Source organism: Methylobacterium aquaticum, assembly GCF_016804325.1.
In the GTDB taxonomy this organism is placed as follows: Bacteria; Pseudomonadota; Alphaproteobacteria; order Rhizobiales; family Beijerinckiaceae; genus Methylobacterium; species Methylobacterium aquaticum_C.
Map to the genome: position 1 here is coordinate 5,448,174 of NZ_CP043627.1, position 19,648 is coordinate 5,467,821.

17 protein-coding genes and 1 tRNA gene are annotated in these 19,648 nt (G+C 71.9%); 10 read left to right on the forward strand and 8 right to left on the reverse strand.

Annotated elements, in window-relative coordinates:
• Nucleotides 1-73: 73 nt before the first annotated feature.
• Both F1D61_RS24865 and F1D61_RS24870 read left to right on the forward strand, forming a co-directional pair.
• Nucleotides 74-790 (forward strand): response regulator, encoded by a 717-nt coding sequence (locus F1D61_RS24865; RefSeq protein WP_203154760.1) that lies wholly within the window; start codon nt 74-76, stop codon nt 788-790.
• The gene (locus F1D61_RS24870; RefSeq protein WP_203154762.1) at nt 787-2,163 is read left to right on the forward strand and encodes an ATP-binding protein; all 1,377 of its coding nucleotides are present in this window, start codon (nt 787-789) and stop codon (nt 2,161-2,163) included. Before F1D61_RS24865 ends, F1D61_RS24870 begins: the two co-directional genes overlap by 4 nt.
• A gap of 61 nt (nt 2,164-2,224) precedes the next feature.
• Here the strand turns inward: F1D61_RS24870 and ruvA are convergent, their stop codons facing one another.
• Both ruvA and F1D61_RS24880 read right to left on the reverse strand, forming a co-directional pair.
• On the reverse strand, nt 2,225-2,851 hold the full coding sequence (gene ruvA, locus F1D61_RS24875) for a Holliday junction branch migration protein RuvA (RefSeq protein WP_203154763.1): 627 nt from the start codon (nt 2,849-2,851) through the stop codon (nt 2,225-2,227).
• 122 nt (nt 2,852-2,973) lie between these two features.
• Nucleotides 2,974-3,570: a PAS domain-containing protein gene (locus tag F1D61_RS24880; RefSeq protein ID WP_203154765.1), complete on the reverse strand. Its 597-nt coding sequence runs from the start codon at nt 3,568-3,570 to the stop codon at nt 2,974-2,976.
• A 538-nt stretch (nt 3,571-4,108) separates the two neighbouring features.
• On the opposite strand from F1D61_RS24880, the gene F1D61_RS24885 reads away from it, so the two are divergent.
• From F1D61_RS24885 to F1D61_RS24900, 4 genes are all read left to right on the forward strand, one after another.
• Nucleotides 4,109-4,864 (forward strand): bacteriorhodopsin, encoded by a 756-nt coding sequence (locus F1D61_RS24885; RefSeq protein WP_203154768.1) that lies wholly within the window; start codon nt 4,109-4,111, stop codon nt 4,862-4,864.
• Nucleotides 4,865-4,869: 5 nt separating this feature from the next.
• Nucleotides 4,870-5,847, forward strand: coding sequence for a Brp/Blh family beta-carotene 15,15'-dioxygenase (locus F1D61_RS24890; RefSeq protein WP_246775517.1), 978 nt, complete (start codon nt 4,870-4,872; stop codon nt 5,845-5,847).
• Nucleotides 5,848-6,115: 268 nt separating this feature from the next.
• Nucleotides 6,116-6,192: transfer RNA gene (locus F1D61_RS24895), tRNA-Pro, on the forward strand.
• A 26-nt stretch (nt 6,193-6,218) separates the two neighbouring features.
• Nucleotides 6,219-6,527, forward strand: a complete 309-nt coding sequence (locus tag F1D61_RS24900; protein ID WP_203154770.1) for an ETC complex I subunit — start codon at nt 6,219-6,221, stop codon at nt 6,525-6,527.
• Between the two features lie 12 nt (nt 6,528-6,539).
• Here F1D61_RS24900 and F1D61_RS24905 read toward each other — a convergent pair whose 3' ends face one another.
• Both F1D61_RS24905 and F1D61_RS24910 read right to left on the reverse strand, forming a co-directional pair.
• On the reverse strand, nt 6,540-7,598 hold the full coding sequence (locus tag F1D61_RS24905) for a spore photoproduct lyase family protein (RefSeq protein WP_203159265.1): 1,059 nt from the start codon (nt 7,596-7,598) through the stop codon (nt 6,540-6,542).
• A gap of 30 nt (nt 7,599-7,628) precedes the next feature.
• A complete protein-coding gene (locus F1D61_RS24910; protein ID WP_203154772.1) occupies nt 7,629-8,795 on the reverse strand; it encodes an MFS transporter in 1,167 nt (388 codons plus the stop codon).
• A 423-nt stretch (nt 8,796-9,218) separates the two neighbouring features.
• Between F1D61_RS24910 and F1D61_RS24915 the strand changes: the two genes are divergently transcribed.
• The 3 genes from F1D61_RS24915 (at nt 9,219) to argE (ending at nt 11,196) form a co-directional block, all read left to right on the forward strand.
• Nucleotides 9,219-9,419 (forward strand): hypothetical protein, encoded by a 201-nt coding sequence (locus F1D61_RS24915; protein ID WP_203154774.1) that lies wholly within the window; start codon nt 9,219-9,221, stop codon nt 9,417-9,419.
• Between the two features lie 116 nt (nt 9,420-9,535).
• Nucleotides 9,536-9,877 carry a DUF1491 family protein gene (locus F1D61_RS24920; protein WP_203154775.1) on the forward strand — a complete coding sequence of 114 codons (342 nt, stop codon included), beginning with the start codon at nt 9,536-9,538 and terminating at the stop codon, nt 9,875-9,877.
• Nucleotides 9,878-10,005: 128 nt separating this feature from the next.
• Nucleotides 10,006-11,196, forward strand: coding sequence for an acetylornithine deacetylase (gene argE, locus F1D61_RS24925; RefSeq protein ID WP_203154777.1), 1,191 nt, complete (start codon nt 10,006-10,008; stop codon nt 11,194-11,196).
• 48 nt (nt 11,197-11,244) lie between these two features.
• Here argE and F1D61_RS24930 read toward each other — a convergent pair whose 3' ends face one another.
• The 4 genes from F1D61_RS24930 to F1D61_RS24945 all read right to left on the reverse strand — a co-directional run bounded on the left by F1D61_RS24930 (nt 11,245) and on the right by F1D61_RS24945 (nt 17,179).
• Nucleotides 11,245-11,502 carry a hypothetical protein gene (locus tag F1D61_RS24930; protein ID WP_203154779.1) on the reverse strand — a complete coding sequence of 86 codons (258 nt, stop codon included), beginning with the start codon at nt 11,500-11,502 and terminating at the stop codon, nt 11,245-11,247.
• 361 nt (nt 11,503-11,863) lie between these two features.
• A complete protein-coding gene (locus F1D61_RS24935) occupies nt 11,864-12,556 on the reverse strand; it encodes a Crp/Fnr family transcriptional regulator (RefSeq protein WP_203154781.1) in 693 nt (230 codons plus the stop codon).
• A 42-nt stretch (nt 12,557-12,598) separates the two neighbouring features.
• Nucleotides 12,599-16,240 (reverse strand): CheR family methyltransferase, encoded by a 3,642-nt coding sequence (locus tag F1D61_RS24940; RefSeq protein ID WP_246775518.1) that lies wholly within the window; start codon nt 16,238-16,240, stop codon nt 12,599-12,601.
• Nucleotides 16,241-16,387: 147 nt separating this feature from the next.
• A complete protein-coding gene (locus F1D61_RS24945; RefSeq protein ID WP_203154782.1) occupies nt 16,388-17,179 on the reverse strand; it encodes a glycosyltransferase family 2 protein in 792 nt (263 codons plus the stop codon).
• Nucleotides 17,180-17,576: 397 nt separating this feature from the next.
• Here F1D61_RS24945 and F1D61_RS24950 point away from each other — a divergent pair, with 397 nt between their 5' ends.
• Nucleotides 17,577-18,857: an alpha/beta hydrolase gene (locus F1D61_RS24950; protein ID WP_348649388.1), complete on the forward strand. Its 1,281-nt coding sequence runs from the start codon at nt 17,577-17,579 to the stop codon at nt 18,855-18,857.
• Nucleotides 18,858-19,648 lie beyond the last annotated feature (791 nt).

A 19,648-nucleotide genomic window follows, 5' to 3' on the forward strand; every position in this document is an offset into this window, starting at 1 on the left:
GCGGTGTCCAGCAACAGACGGATGCACAAAGACGGCTTCAAGCAAAACCCCATCTCGGGCATAAGGCGAACCCGTGAGCACGACACCGCATATCCTGATCGTCGAGGACGATCGCGAGATCAGCACGCTGGTCGCCCGCTATCTCCGTGGCAACGATTGCCGGGTCTCGATCGCCGGCGACGGCCGCGAGATGGACCGGCTGATGGCCGATTCCCGCGTCGACCTGGTCGTCCTCGACCTGATGCTGCCGGGCGAGGACGGGCTGTCGATCTGCCGGCGCCTGCGCGCCGGCTCCGGCATCCCGATCCTGATGCTGACGGCCAAGAGCGAGGAGATCGACCGCATCGTCGGGCTCGAGATCGGGGCCGACGACTACCTCGCCAAGCCCTTCAACCCGCGCGAACTGCTCGCCCGCATCCGGGCGATCCTGCGCCGCGGCTCCGCCGCGCAGGGGCGCGACGACGAGGGCGTGCGCCGCCACGCCTTCGCGGGCTTCGTGCTCGATGCCGGCCTGCGCCAGCTCCTCAACCCGGAGGGCGCCCAGGTGGCGCTGACGGGCGCCGAGTTCGACCTCCTGCACGCGATGTGCCTGCGGCCGGGCCGGGTGCTCTCCCGCGACCAGCTCCTCGACCTGACGCAGGGCCGCGCGCCGGGGCCGTTCGAGCGCAGCATCGACGTGCTGGTGAGCCGCATCCGCCAGAAGATCGAGCGCGATCCGCGCAACCCGGAGATGATCAAGACCATCCGCTCCGGCGGCTACCTGTTCACGCCGGAGGTGGTCTCGACATGACCGGGCGGGGGCCGCTCACCGGCCGCATCGCCGGGCAGCTCGCCCTGCTGGTGGTCGCCGCGATCGTCGTCACCCACGTGGTCGTGACGGTGGCCTTCCTGCTCCTGCGCCCGGAGCTGCGCCGTTCCGAGGAACGGCCGAGCGCGCTGGCCAACCGCCTCGTCACCGTCGTCCACATGGTGGCGGCGGCCCCGCCCGAGGACCGGGCCGACGTGGTGGCGGCGGCCCGCCACAGCGCGTCGGCGCTGCACCTGACCCTGCTGCCCGCCAACGCGCCGAATGCCCCGCCCCCGTCGGGCGCCGACGTGCCGGAGATCACCGGCCTGCGGGCGGCCCTCGGACCCGGCTACGGCCTTGCGGCGGATCATCTGCCGGCGGGCGCCCTGCACCTGCGCATCGCCGGGCCGGGCGGGCTCCAGCTCACCGCCGACCTGCCGCCCCTGCCGCTGCCGCACCCGCCGCTGACCAGCGCGGTGCTGATCACCCTGGTCTTCCTCGCGCTCTCGCTCACCCTGCTGTCGATCTGGGCGACGCGGGCGCTCACCGCGCCGCTGGCGCGGCTCGCGGAAGCCGCGGAGGCCTTCGGCACCGCCACCGAGGCGCGGCCGCTGCCGGAGCGCGGCCCCGAGGAGGTGCTGGCGGTGTCTCGCGCGCTCGGCCGGATGCGCGACCGGGTCCTGCGCCTGATCGACGACCGCACCCACATGCTGGCGGCGATCAGCCACGACCTGCGCACCCCGATCACCCGCCTGCGCCTCCGGGCGGAGTTCCTGGAGGACGAGACCCTGCGCCGGCAGTTCCTGCGCGACCTCGACCAGATGAACGCGCTGGTGGAGGCGGCCCTGTCCTTCGTCCGCGACGGCCAGTCGCGCGCGGGCCAGAATCTCGTCGATCTCGCCTCGGTGGTGCAGACGGTCTGCGACGGATTCGCCGATATCGGCGAGGCGGTGCGGGAGGAGGAAGTGCGGGATCAGGACCGTCGGCCGGCCCTGGTGCGCGGCTCGTCCGGCGAGTTGCAGCGGGCGCTGACCAACCTGATCGACAACGCGGTGAAATATGCCGGCGGCGCCACCGTTCGCCTCGTCGAGGCCGAGCCAGGCCGCGTCGCGGTCGAGATCCTGGACGAGGGGCCGGGCATCCCGGAGGAGGAGCGCGCCCTGATGCTCCAGCCCTTCGTGCGCGGCGACCGCGCCCGCACCCTCAACGAGGCCGGCGGCTTCGGCCTCGGCCTGTCGATCGCGACCGCCATCGCCCAGTCGCATGGCGGGACGTTCACCCTGACGAACCGCGAGCCGCGCGGCCTGTGCGTGCGCCTCGAACTGCCGCGGGCCGTCGGCACGGTGCCGCGCCAGAACGCGGCGCAGGCCGCGTAGAACCCGGAAGGCCGTTGGCGCCCGAGCCGCGCAAGGCTGCGCCGGCCCGGGCGACGGCGCGTCACCGCGCCAGTTCGCGCAAGCCTAGGCGGATCAGGGTCTTGGCCTCCATCGCCGCCGCGCCCTCGCCGGCGCCCTTGAGCGCCGCGGCCACCGCCGCCGAGGCCTGGACCTGCGCGTAGCCGAGATTGACCAGGGCCGAGATCGCGTCGGCGACCGGCTGGGGCGCGGTGTTGTCCTCCACCGCCCCGCTGAGCTGGATCAGGGCCGGATCGACGGGCGAGAAGGCGGGCGCCTTATCCTTCAGCTCGGCCACGAGACGGGCGGCGAGCCGCGGACCGACGCCGGGGGCGCGGGCGACAGCGCCCTTGTCGCCGGTGGCGATCGCGGTGGCGAGGTCGCCCGGCTCCATCACCGAGAGCACGCCGAGCGCCACCCGGGTGCCGACGCCCTGCACGGTCTGGAGCAGGCGGAACCACTCGCGCTCCGCATCGGCCCGGAAGCCGTAGAGGCGGATCATATCCTCGCGCACATGGGTCTCGATCGCCAGCTCCGCCGCCTCGCCGGTGGAGGGCAGGCGCTGGAGCGTGCGGGCCGAGCAATGCACCACGTAGCCGACGCCGTGGACGTCGAGAATCACGAAATCCTCGCCGTAGGAATCCACCACGCCCTTCAGCTTGCCGATCATCGCCTGCCGGATCTCTGGCGGGCGAGAAGCGCCCGGGTCCCGGCCTTATCCAGCGCAGGCCCCGCCCACAAGGCGCATCGATGCGGCGCGTCGCCCCGCCGGCGCCCCCGGACCGTGTCGGTTCAGCTCAGGCGGCGCAAATAGGCCCGGCGCAGGCCCTTGCCGATCTCGCGGCCGAGCTCGAGGAGCAGCATGTCGACGATCCGCAGCAGGAACGGCCGGTCGGCCGCCGCCAGGGCCTCGCGGGCGGCGATGCAGGCCTCGGCCGCCTGTTCCAGCGGGCAATCCGGCTGCGCGTCGACGCAGTGGCCGTAGGCGGTGTCGCTGAGCGCGCTGCCGGTCATGTCGACCAGGATGCCGTGCGCCCGCGCCGGGCGGCCGTGGCGGTCGCGCTCGTAGCGGGCGCGGGAGAGCACCCACAGCGTCCGGCCGTCGGCGTCCCGCACCCGGAACTCGGCCACGAAGGAGCCGCCCTGCGCCGCGCCCTGCTGCATCCGGGCGATGACCGCGTCGCGGTCGTCGGGGTGGATGCAGGCGGCGAAGACCCGCAACGGCGCGCCCTTCGCCAGCCGGTCGAGATCGGCCCCGAACAGGCTGCCGGCGACGTCGTCGGCATGCATCCGGTCGGCGGCGATGTCCCACGACCAGGTGCCGACCATGTCCGCCATCGCCGGCAGCGCCGCACCGGCGATGCGCGTTCTCTCGGCGTCCCTGATCATGAATCTCCGCGGTCCTCAGCCTCGCCCGACGCCCCGGGGATCGGATGCGTGTCCGGCCTTGTGCGCTCTCCCGGAGAGGCCGGTCAATGCAGGTATTTTGCGGTGGTCGGGGCGGTTGCGGCGGGGTGAGCGCGAGGTTCGGTAGCCGGGCGCGGGGGCGGGCGAGGGTGGAGATGCGGCTCAACGAGGTCGGCATCTGAGCCGAGAGGCCCGAGCCCGGTGCCTGCGGCAACGGGACGGTCGAGGCCGGCTCGAGGGCGGACGCGGTCCGCGCCGGGATGCCGTCCCCGGTCATCGGGTCGACCCGGGCGCTCTCCGGGCGGCACGGACCTCCGCCCCGGCCGCGAACCGTGAAACCCGGCCTTCGACGGCTCCCGGTTCACGCAGGGCGCGCCGTCCATCGGCGGTGCACCGGAAGGCGAGCGGCAGCAAGGCGACTACCCCTGCGGAACCTCCCGCCGAGTATCCGGTTGTCCGGCGCCTCGCGGCTGCACGTTCGGGCCGTCGCGATAATCCCGCTGCGACAACGGATCCTCCGATGACCCCTCAGTTCTGGCTCTGGCTCGGCTTTGCCGGCATGAGCGTGGGCGCCGCCCTCATCCTGTTCATCGGCAAGCGCCGCACCCATGCCGAGGAGGCCGACACCATCATCCACGGCCTCGTGCCGATCATCGCCGCCTGCTCGTACCTGGCGATGGCCTCGGGCCAGGGCAGCGTGATGCTGCCGGCCGGGCCGGATGCCGGAACGGCGACCCGGGCCTTCTACTTCGCCCGCTACATCGACTGGTCGTTCACCACCCCGCTGCTGCTGCTCGGGCTCGCGAACACCGCGATGCATAGCGGCATGCGCCGCCCCGCGATCGTCTGGGGCATGATCGGCTCCGACCTGATCATGATCGTCACCGCCTTCGTGTTCGGCCTGACCCAGGTGGCATGGCTGAAATGGACCTGGTTCGCGATCTCCTGCGGCGCCTTCCTGGCGGTCTATTACGGGATCTTCGTGCAGCTGCGCGAGGAGAACGCCCGCGAGCGCGATGACGTCCGCGCCACCTTCCTGCGCAACGCCCTGTTCCTGTCGGTGGTCTGGCTCGCCTACCCGGTCGTGCTCCTCCTCGGAGACGACGGCCTCGGCCTGCTCGGGCCGGCGCTCGGCCTCGGCATCATCGCGGTGCTCGATCTCACCGCGAAGGTCGCCTACGGCCTGATGGCGACGGTGCAGACCGCCAGGCGCGTCGACCGCGACCTCGCCGAGGGCAAGGTGGCGGTGCGCCCCCACCTCGCGGCGGCGGAGTAGGCGCCGTGGCGCGCCGGCCCGCCCCGATCGCGGCGCCGGCTGGCGCGCCGCTGCCGCCCGGTCCGGAGGCCGTGCTGCCGGGCCTGGGCCGGCACCTTGGCTCCTGCCTGATTCCCGCCGCCGCCCTTCTCGTCGCCGCGACGGCCCTGCTGCCGCGGGAGGCCGGATGGGCGGCGGTTCTCGCCCTGGTGATCGGCCTCGGGGTGCCGCATGGCGCCCTCGACGGCGAGGTGGCGAAGCCTTTCCTGGCGCCGCGCTTCGGCCGGGCCTGGTTTCCGGTCTTCGCCGCTCCCTATCTCGCGCTGACGGCGGCGGTCCTGATGGCCTGGCGGTGGGCGCCGGACCTCACCCTGGCGGGCTTCCTCGCCCTCTCGGTGCTGCATTTCGGCAGCGAGGATGCCGGGCCCGGCCGGCCGGCCGAGGCCCTGGTGCGCGGCGGCCTTCCGATCGCCCTGCCGGCCCTGGTGCGACCGGACGAGACCGCGCGGATCTTCGCGGTGGTGACGCATACCGCGATGCCGGTCCTGCCGGACTGGTGGACCCTGCCGGCCTGGGCCTGGCTCGTCCTCGCCTCGGCCTGGCTCTGCCTGCGCCGTCCCCCGTTCGAAACCCTCGCCGAACTCGCGGGCTTGAGCCTGGCCTTCCTGGTCCTGCCGCCGCTCAGCGCCTTCGGGCTCTACTTCGTCTGCCTGCATGCGCCGCGGCACATGCGGTCGCTCGCCGACGACCCGGCCCGGGCGCCGGCGGTCGACGGCATGGGACGGGCGGTCGTGCTCGCGCTTCCGATCTTCGGGCTGACGCTGCTGATCGGCCTGCTCCTGTGGCCGACCTACCCGCAGGCGAACGGCGTCGAGCGCCTGCTCGCCCTGACGCTTCAGGGCCTCGCCGCGCTGACCGTGCCGCATTGGCTGCTGGACCGGTGGGTGGAGGGAAGGCTGCGGGCTGGAGACGATCGAGGGACGGCGCCTGCCCCGTCGCGATGATCGGCCACACCGTCCGCAGGGCCGTCGTGCCTCGCATCCGTCGGGCGGGCGCCTGCGCGCACAGCGCCTCGGTTTCCGCGGGCGCAGCGTCGCGATTGCCTGGCCGCAGCCATGGCGGGGGAAATCTTCCTGATTTCGCTCAGAACAAGCAGGGGACGATGGTCGGGACTGCTTCGGGACTCTGCCCGCCGAAGCGGTCTTTCCGCGCCCCGTCCAACCCACCACGCAGCTTGCACCCCAGAGGGAATTTCACTAGGAAACGGGGCATCGGGGCGTAGCGCAGTCTGGTAGCGCATCTGGTTTGGGACCAGAGGGTCGCTGGTTCGAATCCGGCCGCCCCGACCATTCACCCCAGGGATTCAGAGCCCGCGATGTCGACCGCCCGCATCTTCCGCCCTGCCAAGGACCCGACCCAGTCCGGCCTCGCCCGGACCAAGCTGTGGACGCTGGAGTTCGAGCAGACGAGCCCGCGGGAGACCGAGCCGCTGATGGGCTGGACTTCGTCGTCGGACATGCTGCAGCAGGTGCGGCTCGAATTCGACACCAAGGACGAGGCGATCGCCTACGCCACCCGCGAGGGCATCGCCTACCGGGTTGAGGAGCCGCAGGAGGCCCTGCGCCGCGGCCTCTCCTATTCCGACAACTTCAAGTACAACCGTACCGCGCCCTGGACCCACTGACCGGGCGGCGTCTCAGAACGCGTAGCGCACGGTGCAGTCAGGCAGCTCCTCGGCGAGGAGCGCCTTGAAGCGGGTGAGCCACCGGCCCTTCCAGCCGGTGCGGTAGCGCAGGTTCTCCATCCCGCCCTCGGAGCGCTTGGTTTCCTGGATGTCGGGGCGCCAGAGCAGCGCCTCGGCCTTCGGATGCCAGCGCAGGTTCACCGCGTGCAGGGCGGCGTTGTGGGTGAGGAAGATGATCTCGGCCTTGAGCTGCGCCCTGGCAGCCGGGCCGATCCCGGCATCGAGCGCCCGGAACAGGGCCCGCCAATCCTCCTCCCAGCCCTCGTACAGGATCACCGGCGAGAAATTGACGTGGACCTCGTAGCCGGCGGCCACGAACGCGTCGATCGCGGCGATCCGTTCCGGCATGGGTGAGGTGCGGACGTCCACCACCCGGGCGATGCGCTCTGGCATCAGCGAGAAGCGGATCCGGGTCTTGCCCTCCGGGGCGTAGGCCAGCAGGTCGCGGTTGACGAACTTGGTGGCGAACGAGGCCTTGGCGTTCGGGATCGCCCGGAACAGCCCGACGAGGTCGCGCACGCTGTCGCAGGCCAGCGCATCGACCGACAGATCGCCGTTCTCGCCGATGTCGTAGACCCAGACGCGATCGTCGATCTGGTCGGGGGCGGGGAGGGGACCTTGCGCGGCGGCGTGGCGCTGGATCGCCCGGCCGACGGCCTCCGTGTTGACGAACAGCGTGATCGGGTTGGCGTAGCCCTTGCGGCGCGGCACGTAGCAATAGGCACAGGCCATGGCGCAGCCGTTGGAGCTCGACGGCGCGATGAAATGCGCGCTGCGCCCGTTCGGCCGCGAGGTCAGGCCCTTCTTGACCCCGAGGACCAGAGTCGAGCGCTTGATCCGCACCCAATCCTCGACCGAGCCGGCATTGCCGTGCAACTCCGGGATGTTCCAGTGCGACGGCACTTCGATCCGCCGTGCCTCGGGGAAACGGTCCAGGATCTCCCGGCCGCGGGCGAAGGTGCCGACCGTGGGCTCGTGGTAGATCGTGTCGATGGTCAGCAGGCGGGACAGGGGAGCGGGCTCGGGCCGAGGATACGAGCCCTACGATCTAGGGCGGTCGCGCGGCTCCAGCAGGGGCACCAGCAGGGAGGCCGCCGCGAAGGCGCCGCCGACGGCGCAGAGCGCCGGCCAGCCGCCGGCCGCGAAGGCCCGGGTGCCGGCCGAGGCGCCGAGCGCCCCGCCGGCGAAGATCGCGGTGAAGAACACCGTGTTGATCCGCCCCCGCGCCCCGGGGGCGAGCGCGTAGACCCGGGTCTGGTTGGCGATCAGCGCGGTGTTGATGCCGATATCGACGAGCAGGACCCCGACCGCGAGCGCCACCAGCGAGTGGCCGCCGAAGAGGCCGAACACCACGAAGGCGGCGAGCGTCAGCACGGCGCCGCCGACCAGCACCGGCCGGGGGCTGCGCGTATCGGCGAAGCGCCCGGCGACCGGAGCGCAGAGCGCGCCCGCGGCGCCGATCAGCCCGAACAGGCCGGCCCCGGCCGGGTCGAGCCCGAAGGGCGGCGCCTCGACGAGGAGCGCCAGCGTGGTCCAGAACGCGTTGAAGGCGGCAAACAGCAGCGCCTGGGCCAGGGCCGCCCGGCGGAGCACCGGCTGCTCGCGCACCAAATCGAGGATCGAGCCCATCAGGGCGCCGTAGCCGATCCGCGCGGCGGGCGGCGTCCTCGGCAGGCCGAACCAGGCGAGGCCGGCGAAGGCCACCGCGAGCCCGGCCGCCCCGACGAACACCGCCCGCCAGCCCGCCCAAGCCCCGACGAAGCCGCTGAGCGTCCGGGCGAGCAGGATACCGAGCAGCAGGCCGGTCATCACCTGGCCGACCATCCGGCCCCGCGTCGCGTCCGGTGCGAGTTCCGCCGCGAAGGGCACCGCCTGCTGGGCGGCCGTCGACAGCACGCCGATCAGGAAGCTCGCCAGCACCAGGAGGCTCAAGGAAGTGCTGGCGGCGGCCAGGACCAGCACGGCGGCGAGCAGCAGCAACTGGCCGACGATCAGGCTGCGCCGGGGCAGGGCGTCGCCGAGCGGCACCAGGCCGAGGATGCCGAGGCCGTAGCCGGCGAGCGTCGCGGTCGGCACCAGCACCGAGGCATCGTGGCCGAAGACCTGGACCAGGAGCCCGAGCAGCGGCTGGTTGTAGTAGATGTTCGCGACCGCCCCGCCGGCGATCAGGCTGAGGCTCAGGCGGGTCGCGGCGGAGAGGGGCGGCATGGTCGCGTCCTGCGTAAGCACGTCTTGTCGGGGATGCGCCCGACATAGCGGGTTTTCGCGGTGCGGCACGGGGCCCGCCCGCACGGGAGGTCCGCCCTGCGGGCATGTCGCGTGTCCGCGCAGTCGAACACGGTCGAACCGTCGATCACACGCCCGTGAGGCACCTTCCGTTAGCGGAGATCGTCGCCACATGATGGATCGAGCGGGCCCGAAAGACCGCCTTGCTCTGGCGCCGAATGCGCCGATACTTTTTCCCGATCGTGGTCGATCGGTTCCCCGACGGGCGAGACGCGACACCCGGACGAGGCGCAGCCGCGCTTCGTCCCGGATCCCGACCGATGGTCGCGGCGCGGTCCCCCCGGGAGCCAGGGGCGGTAACCCAATCCGCCATCGACGCGGTCCCATCGCTGGAGGAGACGGATGATGTCGCCGTACCGCGTACTGTTCGCCAAGCAGATCCTCGGGGTCCCGTTCACCGTCGGGACCGTGGAGATCACCCGCGCGCGCGATCCGGAACGGGCCGTCCGTGCCGCCGCCCTGCGGTTTGCCCGCCAGCACGGCGTCGAGGATTGGCGCGAGCGCGCCGACGTGGCGGAGGTCGACGGCGCCGCCGCGAGCCCCTGATCCCTGTGCCCTGACCCATCCGACGGCCACGGTTCGATGCAGCGCCCGATTGCCCCGCGATCGGGCGCTGTCCTATGAGGGGCCGGCGACACCCAGACTCCGAGGATGCCCGCCCGATGGCCCGCCTGCGCTCCGATTTCTGGGTCGCCGCCCATCTGCGCCGCTGCGCGGTCGAGGGGGTGAGCGCGGTGCAGCGGCGCCGCGGCGCGCCGGAGGCCGGCGCGATCTTCGTCAAGGTCGACCGCCTCGACGGCCGCGCCGACCTCTACGGCCCGGCGCCCCAGGCCCTGTTCGAGGGCGACGAGACCGCCGGCCGCCGCTTCGAGACCCTGATGCACGAGGCCCTGCCGCCCGACGTCGAGGCGCGGCTCGCACGGGAAATCCGGTTCGATTCCGACCTCTGGATCGTCGAGATCGACGACCGGGAGGGGCGGCATTTCCTGGAGCTTGCCGAGTAGGGTCGGGCGGCCCGCTGTCCGCACGCCGCGGAACGCGGCATAAGGGGGCGCTGCCCGCCACGCGGTGGCATCGGCCCTGCAAGCGGGGTCGCATTCGTCCGTCACCCCGTCAGGCCCGCACGCTCCCCATGACGACCTCCGACTTCAAGGTCTCCGACACCACCGTTTCCGCCATCACGGACCTCCTCGCCACCCTGGTGGCGTTCGAGACGGTCAGCTCGGCGACGAACCTCCCTCTCGTCGATCACGTCGAGGATTATTGCCGCCGCCACGGCGCCGCGGTCGAGCGGGTGACGGACGAGACCGGCCGGAAGGCGGCTCTGTGGGTCACGGTCGGACCGGCGGACCGGCCGGGCTACGTGCTGTCGGGCCACAGCGACGTGGTGCCGGTGGAGGGCCAGGACTGGACCTCCGATCCGTTCCGGCTGACCGAGATCGACGGCCGGCTCTACGGCCGCGGCACCTCGGACATGAAGGGCTTCCTCGCCGTCTGCCTGGCGCTCCTGCCCGAGATGGCGGCGGCCCCGCTCACCCGGCCGCTGCACCTCGCGATCTCCTACGACGAGGAGATCGGCTGCCTCGGCGTACGGCCGCTCATCGCCCATATCCGTGCGCGCGGGATCGCGCCGCTGGGCTGCTTCGTCGGCGAGCCGACCGGCATGGCGGTGGTGACCGGCCACAAGGGCAAGTACGGCGCGAAGGTGACCTTCCGCGGCCGGGCCTGCCACTCGGCCCTGGCGCCGACGGGGGTCAACGCCATCGAATACGCCGCGCGCTTCATCGACAAGGTGCGGCTCACCGCCGAGGGCCTGGCCCGGGACGGTGCCCGCGACGACCTCTACGACGTGCCCCACACGACCGGCCTCACCGCCCTCGTCCAGGGCGGCACGGCGTCGAACATCGTGCCGGACCGCTGCACCGTCGGGTTCGAGTTCCGGGCCATCGCCGCCGACGATCCGCGTAGCCTGGCCGAGACGGTGCTGGCCTACGCCCGCGACGTGCTGGTGCCGGAGATGCAGGCGCGCGATCCGGCATCCGGCCTCACGGTCGAGCCGGTGATCGATTATCCGGGCCTCGACATCGCCCCCGATGCCCCCCTCGTCACCCTGGCCAAGCGCCTCGCCGGCCGCAACGCCCACGCCAAGGTGTCGTACGGCACCGAGGCCGGCCTGTTCCAGAGCCTCGGCGACATCCCCTCGGTGGTGATCGGCCCCGGCGACATCGCCCGCGCCCACAAGGCCGACGAATACGTCGAGACGGCGGAGCTCGCCGAATGCGCGGGGTTCGTGCGTCGGCTGATTGCCGAGAGCTGCGCCTGAGAGCGTGTCCGAGTGAGCCGACCGGATTGAACAGGCTTCGACGACGGCTCAGCGCCGCGGGGCCAGCTCGCCCATCCGGGCGGCGCGGCCCTGCTCGACGTGCCAGCGGGCATCGGCCACCTGCCGGCGCAGGCTGTTGCGGCGCCAGAGATGGTACAGGCGCAAAGGGTAGGGGGCGGTGCCGGACCGGGCCTCGTGGTGGGTGAGGCGCCGCAGCAGGCCCGGCAGGCAGGCGCCCGCCGCCTCGCCGGTGGCGATGTCGCCGAGGCGGACCTGGCGCTGCAATTCGGCCCGGTAATCCTCCACGCGTGTTCCCCCTCGCTCATCCGCCCCCCTCGCTCATCCGTCCGAGGGAGACGCCGTGCTCGGTGCCGGCCTCGACAGGATGGGAAGGTTCGCCGGCGGTGGCAACGCGGCATCGTCGCCCGCCTGCAAAAGGCGTAGAGGACGGCCCAAAAAGAAGCCCTGCCGGCGGGAGCGAGCAGGGCGGTGAAGTCGACTTGGGGGCCTCAGCAACATCCCCGATGGTCGTCCACCCGGTCGAGACCGGGCCAGCAGGGACGGTCCGGCAAGAGTTGCCGCAACACTCGCGATGTTGCTGGTCTTTGTCGGGCCGTTCCATCACCTATGTGAAGATTCGGTGGGCCTGTGCAGGGCCGCTCATCCGTCAGGGGCCGTGGGCGCCGGCATAATCCGCGATCGAGGCGAGGGCCGGCACGTCGCGCAGCGTGATGGCGGTGGCACGCTGCTCGACCAGCCCGTCCCGGCGCAGCTGCTGCATCGTGCGGTTCATGTGCACCACGCTCAAGCCCAGCGCGTCGGCCAGGACTTCCTGGGTGATCGGGAACGAGAAGCGGTTCTCCTGCACCCGGTCCACCGCCGCCAGCCGCTCGCGCAGCTCCAGGAGGAAATGGGCGACGCGCTCGTAGGCGGTCTGGCGCCCGAGGCGCACCACCTGGTTGACGAGCCAGATCTCCTCCATCTCCCGCGCCTGCCGCAGGGCCGCCGCGAGCCCGGTCTCGCGGTCCGGCGGGGTGCCGCGCGAGGCGGCGCGCTCGCGCAGGGCGCCCGCCTCGCAGACGAGGGCCGGGGTCAGGGTGGTGACGGAGCCGAAGGACAGGGAGCGACGGCGCAGGTCGAAGCCGATCGGGTCGCCGGGCAGGAGGACGACGACGATCTGGCGCCGCCCGTCGGCGAGGAGCCGCTGGCGGCAGGCCCAGCCCTCCACCAGCACCTGCGGCCGCGGCGCGGCCTCGCCGTCGCGCACCAGCTCGGCGCGGGCCGGCACCGCCACCGGACGGGCGGTGACCTGGCGCAGCAGCGCCTCCTCGTCGGGCGTCAGGCGGGCGTAGCCGGACATCTGGCGCAGGACCGCGTCCGGGGGACGGAGCGGGCGAGGACCTCAGCCGGCATCGTCGGCCTCCGCGGGCGCGGCGCCGGGCGCCTGCGGCCCGCCGGCTTCCGCCTGCGGCGCTCGCTTCGATGCCTGCGGCACTTGCTTCGATGCCTGCGGCGCTTGCTTCGATGCCTGCGGCGCTTGCTTCGATGCCTGCGGCGCCTGGACCGGCAGCTCGATGATGCAGCGCACGCCGCCCGGGCGGTATTCCAGGGCCGTCGTGGCGCCGAACTCGTAGACCAGCCCCTGCTCGATCAGCTCGCGCCCGAAGCCGCGCCGGGTCGGCGCGGTCGGCACCAGGGTGACGCCGCTCTCCTGCCATTCGAGGCGCAGGCGCCCCTCCGGCCCCTCGCCGTAGACCCGCCAGGTGATGGCGATCCGTCCCTCCGGCCGGGCGAGCGCCCCGTACTTGATCGCGTTGGTGGCGAGTTCGTGCAGCACCAGGCCCAGGGTCTCGGCGGTCTTCTGCGGCAGGCGCACCTCCGGGCCGGTGAGGGCGACCTGGCCGCCGTCCCGCACCGCATGCGACAGGACCTCCTCGCCGATCAGCTCGGCGAGGTCGGTGGCGGCGTCGGGGCTGCGGGTCAGGATGTTCTGGGTGCGGGCGAGCGCCCCGAGCCGCCCGTCGAAATGCATCACGAAGTCGTCGAGCGAGGTCTGGCCCTCCGCGGTGCGGTTGGCCACCGAGCGCACCACCGCCAGGATGTTCTTCACCCGGTGCTGCAACTCGGTGAGGAGCAGCCGCTGGCGGTCCTCGGCCATCCGCCGCTCGTGGCTGTCGGTGCAGGAGCCGAACCAGGTGACGGCGCCGCCGTCGGGATCGGCCATCGGCTCGGCCCGCACGGTGAACCAGCGATAGGTGCCGGAGGCGGCGCGGATGCGGAATTCGTGCTCGAAGGCCTCGCTGTTGGCCACCGCCCGCTGCCAGCGGCGCTGGTTCTCCTCGACGTCGTCGGGATGCATCACGGTGAGCCAGCCGAGGCCGAGCGCCTTGCCGTCCTCCAGGCCGGTATGCTCGTAGAAGCGCGGGTTGACGTAGATCCAGTTCAGCCCGGCATCGGCGGTGAACAGGAAGGCCGGGACGATGCGCTCCATCCGGCGGAACCGCTCCTGGCTCGCGCGCAGGGCCCGCTCGGCCCGGGCGGTGGCGGTGACGTCCAGGAAGGTGATGACCACGCCGGCGATGAAGTTGTCGATCGACCGGTAGGGCAGCACCCGGGCGAGGTAGCGCGCCCCGCTCTCCGGGCTGCCGACCTCGCGCTCGATGGTGCCGAGCGTGCGCAGCACCTTGCGCACGTCCTCGGGCAGCTCCGGATACTGGATCCGCGCGGCGATATGGGTGATCGGCCGGCCGAGATCGGACTCGATCAGGTGGAAGATGTCGGTCACCGCCGGGGTGAAGTTCTTCACCCGGAACTCGTTGTCGAGGAACACCGTGGCGATCTGGGTGCTCTCAAGCAGGTTCTTCAGGTCGCTGTTGGCCCTGCCCAGGTCGTTGACCCGATGCGCCAGCTCGCCGTTGACGGTCTGCAATTCCTCGTTGACCGATTGCAGCTCCTCCTTCGAGGTCTCGAGCTCCTCGTTGGCGGATTGCAGCTCCTCGTTGATCGACTGGTATTCCTCGTTGGAGGATTTCAGCTCCTCGTTGGTGCTCTCCAGCTCCTCGATCGTCGCCTGGAGCCGCTCGCGGGTCAGCCGCAGCTCGCTCTCGAGGCGCTGGACGTGCTCGTCGCGCAGGAAGGACGGGGTCGGCTCCTCGGTGCCGTCGCCCTCCAGGGCCTCGCCCTCCTGGAACAGGATGACGAAGCTCGGCGGACCGTCGGTGCCCGGCACCGGCTCGACCACGAGCGTCACGAGGCGCCGCTCCCCGTCCGAGCCCATGGCGGTGCGCTCGGCCTTGATGGTGCGGTGCTCGGCCCCCGCCTTCAGGAGCGCGGCGCGCAGGTCGAGGCGCAGGTCGCGGTGGACGAGGTTGAGCAGGTTGAGGCTCGCCGCCCCCGTCGCCGGGTCGATGTAGCGCCCGGTGCGGCCGGAGAAGTGCAGCACGTCGTAGGCCTCGTCGACCACCACGTAGGCCGGGGCGTAGCGCTCCGCCACCCGCTCGGCCCGGCGGGCGAGGCCGCCCTCGATCGTCCGCGGCCGGAAGGCCCCGCCGCCCTCCGCTTGGCGCCGGTCGGCCGTGACCGTGAGGGGGAATTCGGGCAGGACCCGGGTGGCGCTCTCGAGGCGGCGGAAGATGCGGTAGCGCCGGTCGATGGCTGAGAACAGCTTGGCGTGCCGGGTGACGTTCTCGGAATTGCCCAGGAACAGGAACCCGCCCGGCCGCAGGGCGGAGTGGAACAGCGGGATCACCCGGTTCTGCAGATCGCCGTTGAGGTAGATCAGGAGGTTGCGGCAGGAGATGAGGTCGAGGCGCGAGAACGGGGCGTCCTTGATCACGTTGTGCTGCGAGAAGATGCACATCTCCCGCAGTTCCTTGACGATGCAGTAGGTCGAGCCCTCCTTGACGAACCAGCGCGCGAGCCGGTCGGGCCGGATCTGGCGGGCGACCGCCTCGGTGTAGCGGCCGACCCGGGCGGTCGCGAGCGCCCGCCCGTCGATGTCGGTGGCGAAGATCTGGATCTGCGGCACCGTGTCGAGCTTGGCCATGTGCTCGCGCAGCAGGATGCCGATCGAGTAGGCCTCCTCGCCGGTGGCGCAGCCGAGCACCCAGACCCGGACCTGGTCGCCCGAGCCCTTGGCCGAGAACAGCCGCGGGATGACCTCGTTTTCCAGCAGTTCGAACTCGCGGTGATCGCGGAAGAACTGCGTCACACCGATCAGGAGGTCGTTGAACAGGTTCTGGACCTCGTCCGGATCGCCGCGCAGGTGATCGACGTAGGCCTCGATCGTCTCGAGCTGCACCACCTGCATCCGGCGGTGGACGCGGCGCAGGAAGGTGTTCTGCTTGTAGCCGTGGAAATCGTGCCCGGTCTTGTTGCGCAGGATGGTGGCGATGCGGATCAGGGAATCGCTCGCGGCCTCCGCCGGCCGGGTCTCGATGCCGCGGCGCAGGTGGCGGACATAGGCGAGGATCCGGTCCGCCATCTGCTCGGGGGCCACGACGTGGTCGGCGAGCGACGCGGCGGTGCTGCCCGACAGCCCGTCCTCGCCGTGCGGCTCGGCCAGGGTCAGCCCGCCCGCCGCCTTGACGGCGGTGACGCCGAGCGTCCCGTCGCTGCCGGTGCCGGCGAGCACCACCGCGACGGCGTTCGCGCCCTGGTCCTCGCCCAGGGCGACCAGGAAGGTGTCGAGGTTGCCCCGCCCGCCCGGATCACCCGCCGCATCGAGGCGGAACCGCCCCTCGGCCAGGGCGACGGTGGCACCCTCGGGGAGAAGGTAGAGGCGCCCGGCCTCGATCGCGGCGCCCTCCTCGACCGGTGATTGCGGCAGGGCGAGCGCCCGCGCCAGCACCGTGCGCCAGCGCGCCGCGTCGATCGCCTCGCGCTGCTGGAGCGAGACCACGACGGCGACGCCCGGCATCTCCGGCGCGTGCGCGAGGAGGCGTTCCAGGGAGTCGATCGCCGTTCCCGAGGCGCCGACGCCGACCACCACCGGCCGCTCGTCCCCGCCGGCGGTGCCCGGTTCCCCACGGGTCTGTCTCGCCAAGGGTCGTCGCCTCCGGTGCGTGTCGTATCTGAGGTGGCCGTCTACTGTCCCCCACCATACGCGCCCGGCGGCGCGCTGTCAGGCCGAGCGGTGGCAAACCGACGGCTTCAATCCTGGACGGAGGGCCTCGTCCGGCCTCTTGCCCTCTTATCGTCCGCGCGTCCCTTGCCGCCCGCCGGTCCGGCGCTCGTAGTGCTTGGCGACCCGCAGGTGGCGCGAGATCGCGTAGTTCATCGCCGTGAGGAAGCCGTAGGCGCCGCGCACGCAATGGCGCCGGCCGAGATAGGCCTTGAGGAAGTTGCCCGGCAATTCGACGAACAGGCGCCAGGTCGGGATCGTGACGCCGCGCGCCTCGAGGTCGGCGGCCTGCTGGTCGGAATAGCGGTTGAGCTTGTCGAGCTGGTCGCCGAGCGAGCGGACCGAGAAATGGTGGATCACGCCCTTGAGCCGCCCGACCGTGACGCCCGCCTCGAGGTCGACCCGGTCGTGGACCGGCGAGGGCGAGTAGCGGCCGCGGTCGCGCCGGTAGAGCCGCACCGGCCACAAGGTGTAGGCGAGGCGGTGCGGCCGCGCCTCGCCGGGGAACACCTCCGCGATGCCCAGTTCGTAGGCCGGGTGCGGCGGCTCGCCGGCCGCGAACAGCCGGCGGATCTCGGCGGAGAGCTCCGGTGGCACCACCTCGTCGGCATCGAGGTTCAGCATCCAGACGTGCCGACACTGCTCCTCGGCGAAGCGCTTCTGCGGCCCGTAGCCGGGCCAGCCCCGCGCGATCACCCGCGCGCCGAGGGAGGCGGCGAGCGCCTGTGTGCCGTCGGTGGAGCCGGAATCGACCACGATCAGGTCGTCGGTGAGGTCGCGCACGGCGGCGAGCGTGGCGCCGATCCGGTCGGCCTCGTTGTGGGCGATGAGGAAGATCGAGAGGGGGAGGGGGGCGACCATGGATGCAGGCGACAAAGAGGGTCGGCTCGACCGGGCGCCGGACCGTCATGCTCCAGCCTCTAAGCAGACTTGCGTTGGCAGGCCAACGCTTCGCCCGCTTAGGTTTTCGTTTTGTCGCAGATTTTTCGCGCCGAACCGGTCACCACTTCGGCGAAATCTGCTTAGGGCATTGTTCGGGGTCCGGGGAACCGGCTCCGGCCGGGATGCCCGTGGCAGGGCGCGAGCGTGCCCCCGCGGCAACGGCCGCCGGGAGAAACGCGATCCGGCCCCGCCGCCCCATTGGCGCCGCACCGATTTGGCTCATCCTTAACGAGTGCCCGGGAGAATCGGGCACGAGGAATCATCGCCGGCTGCCGCAGGGTTCGCCGGCCGGGGCGCGGGTGGGGAGCGGGTTGTGGTGAACGGGGCTCTCGTGCGGAAACGGTGGCTGGGGCTCCTGCTCGCGGCGACCATGCTCGGCGCCTGCGCGGGCGCGCCGAAGGGCGTGCTGGCGCCGGTGGCCGCCACGGTTCCGGGAGCCTCGCGCGTCGACATGCTGGTGGCGACCACCCGCAAGACCGCCGCCAATCCGGGCGAGATGTATTCGGGCGATCGCGGCCCGGCCCTGTCCTACGCCGACATCACGGTGTCGATCCCGCCGGATTCCGTGCGCCAGCCCGGCACGGTGCAGTGGCCCAAGGAACTGCCCGGCAACCCCGCCACCGACTTCGTCACCCTCAAGGCCGAGACCCTGGACCGGCCGGAGGCGGCCGCCCGCCTGCGCCACACCGTGCGTGCGGGCAAGCGCCACGTGCTGGTCTTCGTCCACGGCTTCAACAACCGATTCGAGGACGCGGTCTACCGCTTCGCCCAGATCGTCCACGACACCCGGGCCGAGGTGGTGCCGGTGCTGTTCACCTGGCCGTCGCGGGGCAGCGTGCTCGCCTACGGCTACGACCGCGAGAGCACCAACTACTCGCGCAACGCGCTCGAGGGCGTGCTGCGCCGCCTCGCGCAGAACCCGGAGGTGGCCGAGATCACGGTGCTCGCCCACTCGATGGGCAACTGGCTGGTGCTCGAATCCTTGCGCCAGATGGCGATCCGCGACGGGCGCGTCGCGCCGAAGATCCGCGACGTGGTGCTGGCCGCCCCCGACGTCGATGTCGACCTCGCCCGCGAGGCGTTCCGCGACATGGGCCCGGGCAGGCCCCGGCTCAGCCTGTTCGTGTCGCAGGACGACAACGCGCTCGCGGTCTCGCGCCTGGTCTGGGGCGGTGCCGGCGCGCGGTTGGGCGCCATCGACCCCTCGACCGAGCCCTACCGGACCGAGCTCGCCCGCGAGAACATCGCGGTCCTCAACCTGACCGCCTTGAAGGGGAGCGATGCCCTCAACCACGGCAAGTTCGCCGGCAGCCCGCAGCTCGTGGCGCTTCTCGGCAACCGCCTGGCGCAGGGGCAGACCATCACCGATTCCCGCGTCGGCTTGAGCGACCGCATCGTCCAGATGACCGCGGGCGCCGCCGCCACGGTCGGCACCGCCGCCGGCCTCGCGGTCTCGGCCCCGGTCGCGGTGATCGATCCCCAGAGCCGCGAGACCTACGGCGAGCACCTGCGCAACCTCGGCCAGGGCATCGGCGACACCGCCGAGGGCGCGGTCGATCTCGCCACCGCGCCGGCCCGGGCGCTGGGCGGGCGCTGACGGTCCGGCTCCCGCCGCGGATCCGCGCGCCGGACCGGACGCAGTCCCGGCGATACCGGAGGTCGTCGCCGACGAGCTTCGAGACGATAGGAAATCCGGAAGATCACATCCGGATTTCATGCCGGAAGCCCGTGCGGCGCCTGAGCGGAGCCGATCTCCGCATCGCGAAGCGGATCAGCCGGACAACGGACGAGAGCCTGTTCGAGCGGCCGATGCGCCGACATCTCTCGACGTCATCCCATGGCTCGTCGAGGACGAGGACCCAGGACCGCCGCCAGCGCTGAGCGAGGCGGACGATCCTCGCCGTCGTCCTGCATCGTCGTCCTGCATTGTCGGCGGTCGTGGATCTCGGGTTCCGTGCGCGGCCCCTCGATGCCATCGAGGGTGCCACGTCGGTCGACCACATCAGGCAGGCTCTCAAGCTACGGTCGCGACCGGGAGAGAAGCTCGGTGCGATTTTCCCCGCCCGCCGAGCCCTCCCGAACGTCTTCCTGACGTCGCGGGCGGGCAGGGCTTCAGGATTCCCCGCCCGCGCAGGGCCCGGCCAGAGCCGTCCAGGCATCGCACCTCGAGGGGCATCCAAGCGGACGATGCGAACGGCATCCGCTGCGTAAGTCAATAGCCATCAAGTCTGCTCCGTCACGGGCTCGTGAAGCATCGCCGACGAGACGTTTCCGTGGCTGCCATTGCTGCGATGCAGCGATGGCGGCCGCCGGCGCGTATGCCGCAAGACAACAACAACTTGTCAAAATAATAAATATACATTATCATTTTAATAAGAAAACTTATTG

Coding starts and splice junctions, on each gene's coding strand:
- F1D61_RS24870 (WP_203154762.1), top strand. CDS start 787: ATGACCGGGCGGGGGCCGCTCACCGGCCGCATCGCCGGGCAGCTCGCC.
- ruvA (WP_203154763.1), bottom strand. CDS start 2,851: ATGATCGGCAAGCTGAAGGGCGTGGTGGATTCCTACGGCGAGGATTTC.
- F1D61_RS24880 (WP_203154765.1), bottom strand. CDS start 3,570: ATGATCAGGGACGCCGAGAGAACGCGCATCGCCGGTGCGGCGCTGCCG.
- F1D61_RS24885 (WP_203154768.1), top strand. CDS start 4,109: ATGACCCCTCAGTTCTGGCTCTGGCTCGGCTTTGCCGGCATGAGCGTG.
- F1D61_RS24900 (WP_203154770.1), top strand. CDS start 6,219: ATGTCGACCGCCCGCATCTTCCGCCCTGCCAAGGACCCGACCCAGTCC.
- F1D61_RS24910 (WP_203154772.1), bottom strand. CDS start 8,795: ATGCCGCCCCTCTCCGCCGCGACCCGCCTGAGCCTCAGCCTGATCGCC.
- F1D61_RS24915 (WP_203154774.1), top strand. CDS start 9,219: ATGTCGCCGTACCGCGTACTGTTCGCCAAGCAGATCCTCGGGGTCCCG.
- F1D61_RS24920 (WP_203154775.1), top strand. CDS start 9,536: ATGGCCCGCCTGCGCTCCGATTTCTGGGTCGCCGCCCATCTGCGCCGC.
- argE (WP_203154777.1), top strand. CDS start 10,006: ATGACGACCTCCGACTTCAAGGTCTCCGACACCACCGTTTCCGCCATC.
- F1D61_RS24935 (WP_203154781.1), bottom strand. CDS start 12,556: ATGTCCGGCTACGCCCGCCTGACGCCCGACGAGGAGGCGCTGCTGCGC.
- F1D61_RS24945 (WP_203154782.1), bottom strand. CDS start 17,179: ATGGTCGCCCCCCTCCCCCTCTCGATCTTCCTCATCGCCCACAACGAG.